The following is a 12609-nucleotide window of genomic DNA, read 5'->3' as shown; positions in this document are numbered from 1 at the left end:
GGTCCAGCCGGGCGGCCGCCTCGTCGGCGGGCGGCGCGGGCGGCGGCGTGACGGCCACCGGCGGCGGCCCGTCGGGCCCGACCCCCTCGGCCATCGCCAGCTCCAGCGGGAACAGCTCGGCGGCCGACTCGCCCGCCTTCCTCGGCCGGCCGGCGTCGTCCGCGCCGTCGCCCACCGCGAGCAGGTGCAGCCTGGCCAGCACCTGCATCGGCGAGTGCCGCCAGACGCTGAGCAGCTGGCCCGCCTCGGCGGAGATCCGGAGCGCACCGCCGACCGTACGGGCCTGCGGGTCGGCGCTGAAGTCGGTCCGGCGGCGCACCTCCTCCAGCGGCCAGTCCGCGCCGTCCAGTGCGGCGGAGGCCCTGGCCCCGCGCAGGGCGGACTCCGAGGTCACCTCGGCGGCGCGGCGGCGCATCGCCCGGTGCCCGTACAGCCGGTCGACGGCCTTGCGCACCTCCGCGACGGCCTCGGGGACTCCGGGGAGCTCGGCCAGCGGGGCGAGGGGGTCTGTTCCAGTGGTCACCTACCCGAGGGTAATGAACCCCTCCCCCAGGGCCCGACAGCAACCCCACCATCACCCGTTCGAGGCAATCCGACTTTCCCGCCCGCACGGTTGACCAAACCCCCGATAGCATGAGCACTATCGGTGACGATAACGATTACCAACAACTTCAGCCGCCCAGCGGCTGGGCCGAGAGCCGGAGTCTCAGATGAAGATCGCCTTCGTCGGCAAGGGCGGCAGCGGGAAGACCACGCTGTCCGCACTGTTCATCCGCCACCTCGCCGCAGCAGGCTGCCCGGTGATCGCCGTCGATGCCGACATCAACCAGCACCTCGGCCCGGCACTGGGGCTGACGGACGGTCAGGCCGCCGCACTGCCCTCACTCGGCGCACACCTGCCGGAGATCAAGGAGTACCTGCGCGGCAGCAACCCGCTGATCGGGTCCGCCGAGCAGATGATCAAGACCACGCCGCCCGGCCGGGGTTCCCGGCTGCTGCGGATCGTCGAGGAGAATCCGGTGTACGCCGCCTGCGCCCGGCCGGTCGCGCTGGACGAGGGCTCGGTCCGGCTGCTGGCCACCGGCGCCTTCACCGAGCAGGACCTCGGGGTGGCCTGCTACCACTCCAAGGTCGGCGCGGTCGAGCTGCTGCTGAACCACCTGGTCGACGGTCAGGACGAGTACCTGGTCACCGACATGACCGCCGGCTCGGACTCGTTCGCCTCCGGGCTCTTCACCCGCTTCGACCTGACCTTCCTGGTCGCCGAGCCGACTCGGAAGGGCGTCTCGGTCTACCGCCAGTACAAGGAGTACGCCCGGGACTTCGGGGTGGCCCTGCAGGTGGTGGGCAACAAGGTGAACGGGCCCGACGACCTGGCCTTCCTCCGCCGTGAGGTCGGCGAGGACCTGCTCACCTGCTTCGGCCAGTCCGACTGGGTGCGCCGTCTGGAGCAGGGCGCCGAGCCCGAGCTGCGGACCCTCGAGCCCGCCAACCGGGCCGTGCTGGCCCGGCTCAGGGAGCAGGCGGAGCTGGCCTTCGCGGCCCGCGAGCCGGAGCGCTGGACCAGCCAGGCCGTCCACTTCCACCTGCGCAACGCGGAGAGCTGGGGCAACGCCAAGACCGGCGTCGATCTCGCCACCCAGGTGGACGAGGGCTTCGTGCTCGGCGCCGCACACCTGGACGCGGCCGGCGTCTGACCCGCAGTCGGCCACGGCCTCAGCAGCACTGGGCGATCCCGGAGACCAACCGGGGTCGCCCAGTGCTTTCTGCATATCCCCCGATGGTTCGCCTACCCCCCGAAGGGGTGAATCCCGACCTTCGCCCTACCGCTCGATTTCACGCTGTGCAAAGATCTCATTACTCTCGGTTTACCGAATCTTGATGGTCCCAGGGGTGGACGAGCCGACCCCGCCGTGCCTGCACCCCACGACCATCCCCGCCACACCGTCGCGACCCACGACAGCCGATCCGACCCCCGAAGCACCTCCCGGACCTGACTGCGTTCGTTCCCCCGGAAAGACGGGACACCATGACCCTCGACGTCTCCGCCGCACCCATCGCCTCCGACACCACCGACCACGCCCCGCCCGGCCTCCGCGGGCGGCTGGCCCGGGATCTGCCGGCCTCCCTGGTGGTCTTCCTGATCGCCGTCCCGTTCTCGCTCGGCATCGCGCTGGCCACCGGTGCCCCGCTCACCGCCGGGCTGGTGGCCGCCGCCGCCGGCGGCCTGGTCGCCGGGGCGCTAGGCGGCACCCCGCTCCAGGTGACAGGCCCGTCCGCCGCGCTGACCGTGATCATCGCCGGTCTGATCGCCCAGTTCGGCTGGCAGGTCACCTGCGCGGTCACGGTGGCCGCCGGGCTGTTGCAACTGCTGCTCGGCGCGTTCCGGGTGGCCCGCGCCGCGCTGGCCGTCTCCCCCGCCGTCGTGCACGGGATGCTGGCCGGGGTCGGGATCACCATCGCCATCGCCCAGCTGCACGTGGTGCTCGGCGGATCGCCGCAGAGCGCCGCGCTGGCCAACCTGATCGCGCTGCCCGGCCAGCTCTCGGTACCGCACCTGCCCGCGCTCGCGGTCGGCGGGCTCGCGATCGTGCTGCTCTTCGCCTGGCCCCGGCTCGGTCTGCTGCCCGGCCGGGCCGGCCGGATCGGCGCCGTCGCCGCCCGGGTGCCCGCCGCGCTGGTCGCGGTGGCGGCCGCCACCGGGCTCTCGATCGGCCTCGGCCTCACGCTGGCCCGGGTCGAGCTGCCCACCTGGGAGCAGCACGACTTCGCCGCCCTCCCCTCGCCCGCCCAGCTCGGCGCGCACTGGCCGGTGCTGCTGGCCGCCGTGCTGACGGTGACGGCGGTGGCCGGCGTGGAGTCGCTGCTCTCCGCCGTCGCGGTCGGCCGGATGGCGCCAGGCCCGATCGACCTGGACCGCGAGCTGCGCGGCCAGGGCATCGCGAATCTGGTCACCGGTCTGCTCGGCGGTCTGCCGGTGGCCGGCGGCGCGGTCCGCAGCACCGCCAACATCCGGGCCGGAGCGGCCAGTCGGTGGTCCGCCGTGCTGCACGGGGTCTGGGTGATGGTGGCCGCCCTAGCGCTCGGCGGCGGTCTGCGGCGGATCCCGCTGGCCGCACTGGCCGCCCTGGTGCTGGTGGTCGGCATCCAGATGGTCAGCTTCGCGCACATCCGCCGGGTGCACCGGCACCGGGAGTTCCCGGTCTACCTGGCCACCGTGCTCGGCGTGGTGCTGCTCGACGTCCCGCTCGGGGTGCTGCTCGGCGGCGGGGTCGCCGCCCTGCTCGCGCTGTACCGGCTGACCCGGGCTCATGTCGACGTGCTGGCCGAGCCGGACGGCTCCTGGACGGTGCGTACGCACGGCCCGCTGACCTTCGCCGTGGTGCCCCGGCTCAGCCGGGCGCTGGCCGGCATCCCGGCCGGCGCCCAGGTGACGGTCAGTCATGACGGCTCGTTCCTGGACCACGCGGCCTACGAGCAGGTGCACGCCTGGCGGGCCGGCCACCAGGCGGCGGGCGGCCGGGTCTCGATGCTGACCGAGCTCGACGAGGAGGTGCTGGACCCGGACGGCACCCTCCGGGCGGGCAGTTCGCCCGGCCCGCACCGCTGCCGCGCCTGGACGCCCTGGGGCGGCCACCACTGCATCGAGCCCGGCACCGACGACCCGCACGGCCGCCTGCTGGACGGCGTGCGCGGATTCCAGCAGCACACCGCCCACCTGGTCAGGCCCGAGCTGGCCCGGTTGGCCAGGGAGGGCCAGACGCCCTCCCAGCTCTTCCTCACCTGTGCCGACTCCCGGCTGGTGACCAGCATGATCACCAGCAGCGGCCCGGGCGACATGTTCACCGTCCGCAACGTCGGCAACCTGGTCCCGGCCCCGTACGAGCCCGGCGCGGCCGACGACTCGGTGGCGGCCGCCGTGCAGTACGCGGTGGAGGTGCTGGAGGTGCGCTCCATCACCATCTGCGGGCACTCCGGCTGCGGGGCGATGAAGGCCCTGCTGGACGGCGTGCACCTGGCCCCAGGGCCGCCCACCCCGCTCGGGCGCTGGCTGCGCAACGGCCGGGGCTCGCTGGACCGGCTGCGCCGGGCCCCCGCCGGGTTCGCCGACCGGCCGGTGGTCAGCGAGGTGGAGCAGCTCTGCATCACCAACGTGGTCCAGCAGTTGGACCAACTGCTGGCCCACCCGGCCGTGGAGCGCCGGGTCGCGGCGGGCACCCTCCGGCTGGTCGGCATGTACTTCGACTTCGCCGACGCCCAGGCGTACGTGCTGGACCCGGAGCTGCGCAGCTTCGTCCCGGTCTCGAAGCAACGGCGGAGACCGACCGAGCCCGACCCCACCGAGAGCCCGCGCCTGGCGGCCTGACCCGCCGTCAGACACCGAGTAGCTTCGCCAGGTCGGCCGGGGTCACGTAGCCGGGCCAGCGGCCGTCGGTGAAGAGGTGTACTCCGGCGTCCCAGTAGCACTGGTCGACCAGCTGGGAGCAGATCATGTGCCTGCTGTCGGCGACGTACTTCCTGAGCAGTGGTCCGATCGGGAGGTGGAAGCGGTGCGCGGCCAGCGCGAAGTAGTCGGCCACGCTGTACGGGGTGCCGACGTAGCCCCGGGCGGCCGCGACCACCGCCCGGCGCTGCTCGTCGGTCAGCCTGATCCGCCCGGTCGACCAGAGGGTGGGGCGGTTGTCGTAGACGGAGAGCGGTCGGAGTTCGGCCCCGCCGGGCTGGGCTTCGACCAGCTCGCCGTTCCCGACGTGGACGAAGGCGTGCTCGTAGTCGGCGAATCCGTCGCCGTTGAGCCACTGGCCGATCCTGATCAGGCGGCCGCTGTGGCCGCCCATCCGGACCACGGCGAAGTCGCCGGGCTGCGGTTCGGACCGGGATGCGGAAAGGGAGTCGGTGCTCGCGGGAAGTCCGGACATGGCTGTCCCCCCACCAGGGCGGGTCGCGGCCGGCCCGGTGCCGGTCGGGCCCCACCCGTGCTGTCAGTGGAGTACCGCCCGGACGCTCCGTCAAGGTCCGCGGCAGATCCGCGACGGACTCCCGGCACCGGACAGGCCGCCCCAGCCGGTCAAAGGTCTACACCAATTTTCCGGTGCCTCTTGTCAACAGGCCGGTTCGCCTGGTGAGCTGTGCGCTGGGACACACGGGACAATCCCTTCCGCACGGGATCTCCCGGCAGACTGAGACTCGATGAGGAGTGCGCGTTGAGCAACGAGAGCCTGGCCAACCTGCTCAAGGAGGAGCGCCGTTTCGCTCCCCCGGCGGAGCTGGCGGCCGACGCCAACGTCACCGCGGCCGCGTACGCGCAGGCCTCCGAGGACCGGCTCGGCTTCTGGGCCGAGCAGGCCCGCCGTCTCAGCTGGGCGGTCGAGCCCACCGAGACGCTGGACTGGTCGAACCCGCCGTTCGCCAAGTGGTTCGCCGACGGCAAGCTCAACGTGGCGTACAACTGCGTGGACCGCCACGTCGAGGCCGGCAACGGCGACCGGGTGGCGATCCACTTCGAGGGCGAGCCCGGCGACAGCCGCTCGATCACCTACGCGCAGCTCAAGGACGAGGTCTCGCAGGCCGCCAACGCGCTGCTGGAGCTCGGTGTCCGCAAGGGCGACCGGGTCGCGGTCTACCTGCCGATGATCGCCGAGGCGGTCGTGGCGATCCTCGCCTGCGCCCGGATCGGCGCCACCCACTCGGTGGTCTTCGGCGGCTTCTCGGCCGACGCCGTGGCCTCCCGGATCCAGGACGCCGACGCCAAGCTGGTGATCACCGCCGACGGCGGCTACCGCCGTGGCAAGCCCTCCGCGCTCAAGCCCGCCATCGACGAGGCGCTGACCAAGGTCGAGGGCGTCGAGAAGGTCCTGGTGATCCGCCGCACCGGCGAGGACGTCGCCTGGACCGAGGGCCGGGACGTCTGGTGGCACGAGATCACCGCGCGCCAGTCCACCGAGCACACCCCCGAGGCGCACGACGCCGAGCACCCGCTCTTCATCCTGTACACCTCCGGCACCACCGGGAAGCCCAAGGGCATCCTGCACACCTCCGGCGGCTACCTGACCCAGGCCGCCTACACCCACCACGCGGTGTTCGACCTCAAGCCGGAGACCGACGTCTACTGGTGCACCGCCGACATCGGCTGGGTCACCGGGCACTCGTACATCGTCTACGGGCCGCTCGCCAACGGCGCCACCCAGGTGATCTACGAAGGCACCCCGGACACCCCGCACCAGGGCCGGTTCTGGGAGATCGTGCAGAAGTACGGCGTCACCATCCTCTACACGGCGCCGACCGCGATCCGCACCTTCATGAAGTGGGGCGACGACATCCCCGCCAAGTTCGACCTCTCCAGCCTCCGGGTGCTGGGCAGCGTCGGCGAGCCGATCAACCCCGAGGCGTGGATCTGGTACCGCGAGCACATCGGCGGCAACAGGACGCCGATCGTCGACACCTGGTGGCAGACCGAGACCGGCGCGATGATGATCAGCCCGCTGCCGGGCGTCACCGAGACCAAGCCGGGCTCCGCCCAGCGCGCCCTGCCCGGCATCGCCGCCACCGTGGTGGACGACGAGGCCAACGAGGTGCCGAACGGCTCCGGCGGCTATCTGGTGCTGACCGAGCCGTGGCCGTCCATGCTGCGCACCATCTGGGGCGACGACCAGCGCTACATCGACACCTACTGGTCCCGCTTCCAGGGCCGGTACTTCGCCGGTGACGGTGCGAAGAAGGACGAGGACGGTGACATCTGGCTGCTCGGCCGGGTGGACGACGTGATGCTGGTCTCCGGCCACAACATCTCCACCACCGAGGTCGAGTCCGCCCTGGTCGGCCACCCCGCGGTGGCCGAGTCGGCGGTGGTCGGCGCGACCGACGCCACCACCGGCCAGGCGATCGTCGCCTTCGTGATCCTGCGCGGCACGGCCACCGAGACCGAGGACCTGGTCGCCGAACTGCGCAACCACGTCGGCAGGACGCTCGGCCCGATCGCCAAGCCGAAGCAGATCAAGGGGCCGTCACCGGCCCCGCCGCAGTGCTGTTCCGGACCCCTTCAGCCCGCCAGGCGGCGCAGCGTCGCGTACGCGGTCTGGGTGAACCGGCGCCGCAGCCCCGGCAGTGTGCTGGCCATCGCGACCAGCCCCACCTGGGCCACCGGGTTGAACCCGGCGAACACCGCCGAGGCCACCCCGGCGTCCCGGCCACCCGAAGCCTCGGCCGTCGCGCCACGGCCGCGCAGCGAGCCCGTCACCCCCGTGTGGAAGACCAACTCGCCCTCGTCCACCGTCTGCTGGTTCCAGGTCAGCGCGATCCGCGCGCCGGACCGCCGCCGCTCGACCCTGGGGAGCCGGACCTCCCGCAGCGCCGCCTTCAGCGCGGCGGCCGCCCCGCCCCGGTCCGCGATCGGCACCGCGTCCACCGCCAGGTGCGCCTGCAGGTAGCGCAGCATGTCGTCCGCCGTCGAGCTGAGCGCGGCCGCGCCCGGCAGGGCCGGCAGCCGGAACGACGGCACCCGACGGCCCCGCCGGTAGCCGTGCGACGGCTCCCGGTCCGGTGCGCAGGAGGTGTCGATCAGGCCGAGCGGGCCACAGATCCGGCTGGCCAGCAGTTCCTCGTACCGGACCCCCGCCGCACTCTCCAGCGCCAGCCCGAGCAGCCCGCAGCCGAGGCTGGAGTAGCGGACCTGCGCTCCCGGCATGCCCCGGACCGGCGTCCGCGGCAGTGCCCGGAACAGGTGCGGCCGGCTGAAGGTGGCGTACGGGGCGGTGAACCAGCGCGGCAGCGCGGCGGGCAGCAGGCCAACCGGCAGCCTGGGCAGGCCCGAGGTGTGGGTGGCCAGGTGCAGCAGGGTGATCGGCCGGTCCTGCGGGTAGCCGGGCAGCACCTCGGCGGGCAGGTAGTGGTCGATCGGATCCTCGTACCCGACCTCGCCGCTGGCGACCATCTCGGCGAGCAGCAGTGCGGTGAAGGTCTTGGTGACCGAGCCGAGCGCGAAGCGGGTGTCGGCGCGCACCGGCCGGGCGCCGGACCGGTCGGCGTACCCCCGGCAGACCACCGTCCGTTCGTTGCCCCGGATGACGGCGACCGCGACGCCGCCGGTCGGCGAGACCCCGCTGAACAGGGGCCGGAGCAGCTGGGCCAGCTCCGGGGAGAGGTTCGGTAACGGGGGCGCGGGACGGTCGTCGGTTATCTGACTGGACATCAGGAGCTCCGGGATCAGGAGAAAACCGCCCGGACCGGGCGGCATATGCCCCTGACGATAGGAATGCCACCGCCCGGCCGCACCGCGCGGCAGCCATCCGAGCGAGCGCACGGAAGGGGCGCGCGCCGGTCGGCCGCCGAGATCCCGAGCGAAAGTCAGTTCTCTTCATAAAATAGGCAAACCGGACACCGCCTCAAGGTCCCAGAGCCCTCCCGTTAGACTGTCAAAAACACAACAAGATTTCTGAGGCGCGCCGGGAAGACTGGTCGGCACCGCACCACCGGTGTATCCGTTTGCCGCTCCCCGCCCTGGAGGTCTCCCGTCGTGGCCACGCCGCCGCCCACCCCGACCCGCCGTCAGTTCCTCGGACGGCTCTCGCTGCCCGAGCGGACGTACCTCACCGACGCGCTGCGCACCGAGACCGTGGGCGGCATCCTGCTCCTGCTGGCCGCCGCCGCGGCGCTCCTCTGGGCGAACCTCTGGCCCGGCTCGTACGAGAGCGTCCGCGAGTACACCATCGGCCCCTCGTCACCGCTGCACCTCGACCTCACCCTGGACGCCTGGGCCAAGGACGGGCTGCTGACCATCTTCTTCTTCGTGGCCGGGATCGAGCTCAAGCGCGAGTTCGTCGCGGGTGAGCTGCGCAGCCCGAGCGCCGCGATGCTGCCGGTGGTGGCGGCGGTCTGCGGCGTGGCACTGCCCGCGATCGTCTACGCGGTGGCCAACTCGGGGCCCGGCGGGCACCCGGCCGGCTGGGCCATCCCGACCGCCACCGACATCGCCTTCGCGCTCGGCGTGCTGGCCGTGGTGGGCAGTCACCTGCCGTCCGCGCTGCGGGCGTTCCTGCTCACGCTGGCCGTGGTGGACGACCTGATCGCGATCCTGATCATCGCGGTGTTCTACAGCTCGGGCATCAAGTTCTGGGCGCTCGGGCTGTCGGTGGCCGGTCTGGTGCTGTTCTGGTTCCTGCACCGGCACGGGGTGCACGGCTGGTACCTGTACGTACCGCTGGCCTTCCTGATCTGGGCGCTGATGCACGAGAGCGGGGTGCACGCCACCGTCTCCGGTGTGGCGATGGGCCTGATCCTGCGCTGCCACAAGGTCGGTGACGAGAAGGTCTCCCCCGGTGAGCACATCGAGCACCAGGTCCGGCCGCTGTCGGCGGGCTTCGCGGTGCCGGTCTTCGCCCTGTTCGCGGCCGGGGTGTCGATCAGCGGCCCGGCACTCGGCGAGGTGTTCACCCAGGCGGTGCCGCTGGGCATCGTGCTCGGTCTGCTGGTCGGCAAGACGGTGGGCATCTTCGGTGGCACCTGGCTGGCCGCCAGATTCACCCGGGCCGAGCTGAACCCACAGCTCCGATGGGCCGACCTGTTCGCGGTCTCAACCCTGGCGGGCATCGGCTTCACCGTCTCGCTGCTGATCAGCGAACTGGCCTTCCCGGACAACCCGGTGCTGGCCGACCGGGCCAAGGCCGCCGTACTGGTCGGCTCGCTGCTGTGCGCGCTGGTCGCCACCGTGCTGCTCAAACTGCGTAACCGGCACTACCAGCAGCTGGTGGACGAGGAGAACCTCGACTCGGACAACGACGGCATCCCCGACATCTACCAGCAGCCCGCGCACTGACCCACCCTCAGCCCTGAGCCACCGTCAGGTGACACGCCGTCGCCCGAGGGGCGCCCCGGAGTGGTGCCGGACTGGCCGGTAGGGGCATGATTCAGAGCTGTCGGCAACAAACCCCGCCACCGCAACTGCCCGGCCTCGTGAAGGAGAACCGCTGATGCCCGCAGGAACCGCAGAACCGACCAGCAACGGCCGGGCGCCCTACGAGGGCGAGCGTTCGGTGGGGCAGCTGTTCGCGGCGGCCACCGCCGACCTGTCCGCCCTGGTGCACGACGAGATCGCACTCGCCAAGGCGGAGATCCGACAGGACGTCAAGCGCGGTGTCTCCGGCGGTGTCTCGCTGGCCGTCGCCGGTGTGGTCGCGCTGGCCGCGGTGCCGATGCTGAGCTTCGCCGCCGCGTACGGGCTGCAGGCGCTCGGGCTGACCCTCGGCTGGTCGTTCCTGATCGTGGCCGGGGCCTACCTGCTGCTGGCCGCGCTGCTCGGGCTGCTGGCGCTGCGCTCGTTCAAGAAGATCGAGAAGCCGCACCGCACCATCGAGGGCGCGCAGAAGACCGCGGACGTCCTGAAGAATGCCCGGCCGCGACCGGCCACCCAGGAGGAGATCGACCGGGGCCTGGGCCGCCGCCCCTGACCCGGCATCCCTGACCCGGCGCGCTGCCAACGGCGCCGGTGTCACAGAGCATTCACAGCACCAGCGAGTGCCGGAGACCCGTTCGGCAACCGGGTGTGACACGCTCTCGGTATGCCGCTGGACCAGATGCCCATGCCCTCCCGGGCCAGTACCCCGAGGACCGAGATCACCGAGACCCCGTGGGAGCTCCGCTCGGCCGGACCATGGACCCACCGCGACCTGGCGGCGAACGGCGCCCGGTTCCACATCGCCGAGGCCGGTGAGGGCCCGCTGGTGCTGCTGGTGCACGGCTGGCCCGAGTACTGGTGGGCCTGGCGGCACCAGCTGACCGCGCTGGCCGAGGCCGGCTTCCGGGCGGTGGCGCTGGACCTGCGCGGGGTCGGCGGCAGCGACCGCACCCCGCGCGGCTACGACCCCGGCAACCTGGCGCTGGACATCACCGGCGTGATCCGCTCGCTCGGCGAGCGGCAGGCGCACCTGGTCGGGCACGCCCTGGGCGGTTCGCTGGCCTGGGTGGCGGCCGTGATGCGGCCCTCGGTGATCCGCAGCCTGACCGTGGTCTCCGCCGCCCACCCCCGGCAACTGCGCCGGGCCCTGCTGACGGACCGTCGGCAGATGGCCGCCTTCGACCACGTGCTGAACTTCCAGCGCCCCTGGGTGCCGGAACGCCGCCTGGTCGCGGACGACGCGGCCCTGGTCGGCCGGTACCTGACCGAGTGGAGCGGGCCCAACCAGCCGGACGCCGAGGCGCTGCACGCGTACCGGCAGGCGGTGCAGATCCCGAGCACCGCGCACTGCTCGATCGAGCCCTATCGCTGGCTGCTGCGCTCGATGGCGCGGCCGGACGGCATCCAGTTCGCCCGCCGGATGAAGAAGCCGATCACCGCGCCGACCCTGCACATCCAGGGGGCGGCCGATCCGGTGCTGCTCTCGCACACCGCGCTGGGCGCGGGCGAGTTCGTCGAGGCACCGTACCGCTGGCGGCTGCTGCCCGGGGTCGGGCACTTCCCGCACGAGGAGGCACCGGCCGAGTTCTCGGCGGAGCTGATCGAGTGGGTCAGGGAGCACCAGGGCTGACCGGCCGACGGCGGTCCGGGTCGCCGGACTTGACGCATGTTCATATGACAAGTGCATAGGACAGTCGGGTCATCCGGTCGCGGTTACGCCGCCCGATGGGCGGGCATCCATCCGGTATGACCTGGATGCCCGACCGCGAAGCTGTCACGCGCCGACGACGCCGCACCAGCAGCTCGCAGCAGCAGTACCCCGAACCACAGGCCCAACCGCACGAGTACGAGACCCACGGCCGGATCGGCCGGCAGCGGGAGGCGGAGGCGCACCCGATGGGCATCCCGCGCATCCTCGGGCGGCGCGCCCGCTGGGTGGGGGCGCGCCTCCGTCGCGAGGAGTGAGCCGACGTCAGAGCTGCTGTCAGGTCAGCACGGTCGGCGAGACCGCCGTGAACCAGAGCAGCACGAAGGTCGCCACCGACATGATCGGCACCAGCACCTTGGTCTCCACCGAGTTGCCGGTGCGCTTGATCAGCACCACCTCGTAGCGCTCCTTGTGCGGCCAGAGCAGTGGCGCGCCCTTCTTCGTCAGGCAGTCGCCCAGCAGGTGCGCCAGGGTGCCCAGTGCGACCGCGTACGGCAGCCAGCCGGGCGCGCTGGGCATCCAGTTGTTCATCCCGGCGGTGCCGAGCACCGAGAGGCCGATGATGGTGATCCACATCGTCGGCCCGTCGCCCGGCGGGTGCAGCCGCAGCGCCCGGATCGCCAGTGCGAGCAGGAAGAACGTCATCGCCAGGGTGAAGTTGCGGCCCAGGAAGCTGACGCCCGCCCAGGTGCCGCCACCCATCAGCGCGACGAACAGCAGCGAGTGGGTGGCCTTCCGGTGCCCGCCGGAGGCCCAGGCGACGAAGCGGCAGAGCGCCTTGGAGATCGGGCCGAGGAAGTTGGCGATCGTCCCGTCGTGGTGGTCCAGGTCGGGCAGCAGCGCCGCACCGGCCGCCAGGATGGTGCCCATCATGACGTCGGCGGGCGCCAGGTGGACGTCGAACAGCATCGGCGCCAGGAACGGCGCGGTGCCCGCGTACAGCATCGCTCCGCTGACCGCGTGCGAGTGACCCATCATGACCGGCCGTCCTCCAATGCCCCGTACTGCGTCT

9 protein-coding genes and 2 pseudogenes are annotated in these 12609 nt (G+C 72.2%); 7 read left to right on the top strand and 4 right to left on the bottom strand.

All coding sequences use genetic code 11. The features are described 5' to 3' along the window. Positions 1-523 (bottom strand): annotated as a pseudogene (locus ACXJMZ_RS32975) (oxidoreductase); the annotation flags it as partial. Between the two features lie 187 nt (positions 524-710). Here ACXJMZ_RS32975 and ACXJMZ_RS32970 point away from each other — a divergent pair. Beyond that, positions 711-1697, top strand: a complete 987-nt coding sequence (locus ACXJMZ_RS32970; RefSeq protein WP_457033683.1) for an ATP-binding protein — start codon at positions 711-713, stop codon at positions 1695-1697. A gap of 332 nt (positions 1698-2029) precedes the next feature. Then, a complete protein-coding gene (locus ACXJMZ_RS32965; protein ID WP_457033682.1) occupies positions 2030-4366 on the top strand; it encodes a SulP family inorganic anion transporter in 2337 nt (778 codons plus the stop codon). Positions 4367-4373: 7 nt separating this feature from the next. Here the strand turns inward: ACXJMZ_RS32965 and ACXJMZ_RS32960 are convergent, their stop codons facing one another. Then, a complete protein-coding gene (locus ACXJMZ_RS32960; RefSeq protein ID WP_457033681.1) occupies positions 4374-4919 on the bottom strand; it encodes a hypothetical protein in 546 nt (181 codons plus the stop codon). A gap of 285 nt (positions 4920-5204) precedes the next feature. Between ACXJMZ_RS32960 and acs the strand changes: the two are divergent. Then, a pseudogene (gene acs, locus ACXJMZ_RS32955) lies at positions 5205-7127 on the top strand (acetate--CoA ligase); the annotation flags it as partial. On the opposite strand, the gene ACXJMZ_RS32950 reads toward acs, so the two are convergent. Continuing rightward, positions 7040-8188, bottom strand: coding sequence for a serine hydrolase domain-containing protein (locus ACXJMZ_RS32950; protein WP_457033680.1), 1149 nt, complete (start codon positions 8186-8188; stop codon positions 7040-7042). The pseudogene acs and the gene ACXJMZ_RS32950 sit on opposite strands and share 88 nt — an antisense overlap. 324 nt (positions 8189-8512) lie before the next feature. Between ACXJMZ_RS32950 and nhaA the strand changes: the two genes are divergently transcribed. From nhaA to ACXJMZ_RS32930, 4 genes are all read left to right on the top strand, one after another. Further along, positions 8513-9811, top strand: coding sequence for a Na+/H+ antiporter NhaA (gene nhaA, locus ACXJMZ_RS32945; RefSeq protein WP_457033679.1), 1299 nt, complete (start codon positions 8513-8515; stop codon positions 9809-9811). Positions 9812-9965: 154 nt separating this feature from the next. Continuing rightward, positions 9966-10442: a phage holin family protein gene (locus tag ACXJMZ_RS32940; protein ID WP_457033678.1), complete on the top strand. Its 477-nt coding sequence runs from the start codon at positions 9966-9968 to the stop codon at positions 10440-10442. A 132-nt stretch (positions 10443-10574) separates the two neighbouring features. After that, positions 10575-11519 (top strand): alpha/beta fold hydrolase, encoded by a 945-nt coding sequence (locus ACXJMZ_RS32935; RefSeq protein ID WP_457033686.1) that lies wholly within the window; start codon positions 10575-10577, stop codon positions 11517-11519. A 116-nt stretch (positions 11520-11635) separates the two neighbouring features. Continuing rightward, positions 11636-11854 carry a hypothetical protein gene (locus ACXJMZ_RS32930; protein WP_457033677.1) on the top strand — a complete coding sequence of 73 codons (219 nt, stop codon included), beginning with the start codon at positions 11636-11638 and terminating at the stop codon, positions 11852-11854. A 19-nt stretch (positions 11855-11873) separates the two neighbouring features. Here the strand turns inward: ACXJMZ_RS32930 and ACXJMZ_RS32925 are convergent, their stop codons facing one another. Continuing rightward, positions 11874-12575 (bottom strand): metal-dependent hydrolase, encoded by a 702-nt coding sequence (locus ACXJMZ_RS32925; RefSeq protein WP_457033676.1) that lies wholly within the window; start codon positions 12573-12575, stop codon positions 11874-11876. Positions 12576-12609 lie beyond the last annotated feature (34 nt).

The organism is Kitasatospora sp. P5_F3 (genome assembly GCF_054049135.1).
The sequence above is the reverse complement of the archived record's forward strand: the minus strand, read 5'-3'. Positions and strand labels throughout refer to the sequence as shown.

Coding starts and splice junctions, on each gene's coding strand:
- ACXJMZ_RS32970 (WP_457033683.1), top strand. CDS start 711: ATGAAGATCGCCTTCGTCGGCAAGGGCGGCAGCGGGAAGACCACGCTG.
- ACXJMZ_RS32965 (WP_457033682.1), top strand. CDS start 2,030: ATGACCCTCGACGTCTCCGCCGCACCCATCGCCTCCGACACCACCGAC.
- ACXJMZ_RS32960 (WP_457033681.1), bottom strand. CDS start 4,919: ATGTCCGGACTTCCCGCGAGCACCGACTCCCTTTCCGCATCCCGGTCC.
- ACXJMZ_RS32950 (WP_457033680.1), bottom strand. CDS start 8,188: ATGTCCAGTCAGATAACCGACGACCGTCCCGCGCCCCCGTTACCGAAC.
- ACXJMZ_RS32940 (WP_457033678.1), top strand. CDS start 9,966: ATGCCCGCAGGAACCGCAGAACCGACCAGCAACGGCCGGGCGCCCTAC.
- ACXJMZ_RS32935 (WP_457033686.1), top strand. CDS start 10,575: ATGCCCTCCCGGGCCAGTACCCCGAGGACCGAGATCACCGAGACCCCG.
- ACXJMZ_RS32930 (WP_457033677.1), top strand. CDS start 11,636: ATGACCTGGATGCCCGACCGCGAAGCTGTCACGCGCCGACGACGCCGC.
- ACXJMZ_RS32925 (WP_457033676.1), bottom strand. CDS start 12,575: ATGATGGGTCACTCGCACGCGGTCAGCGGAGCGATGCTGTACGCGGGC.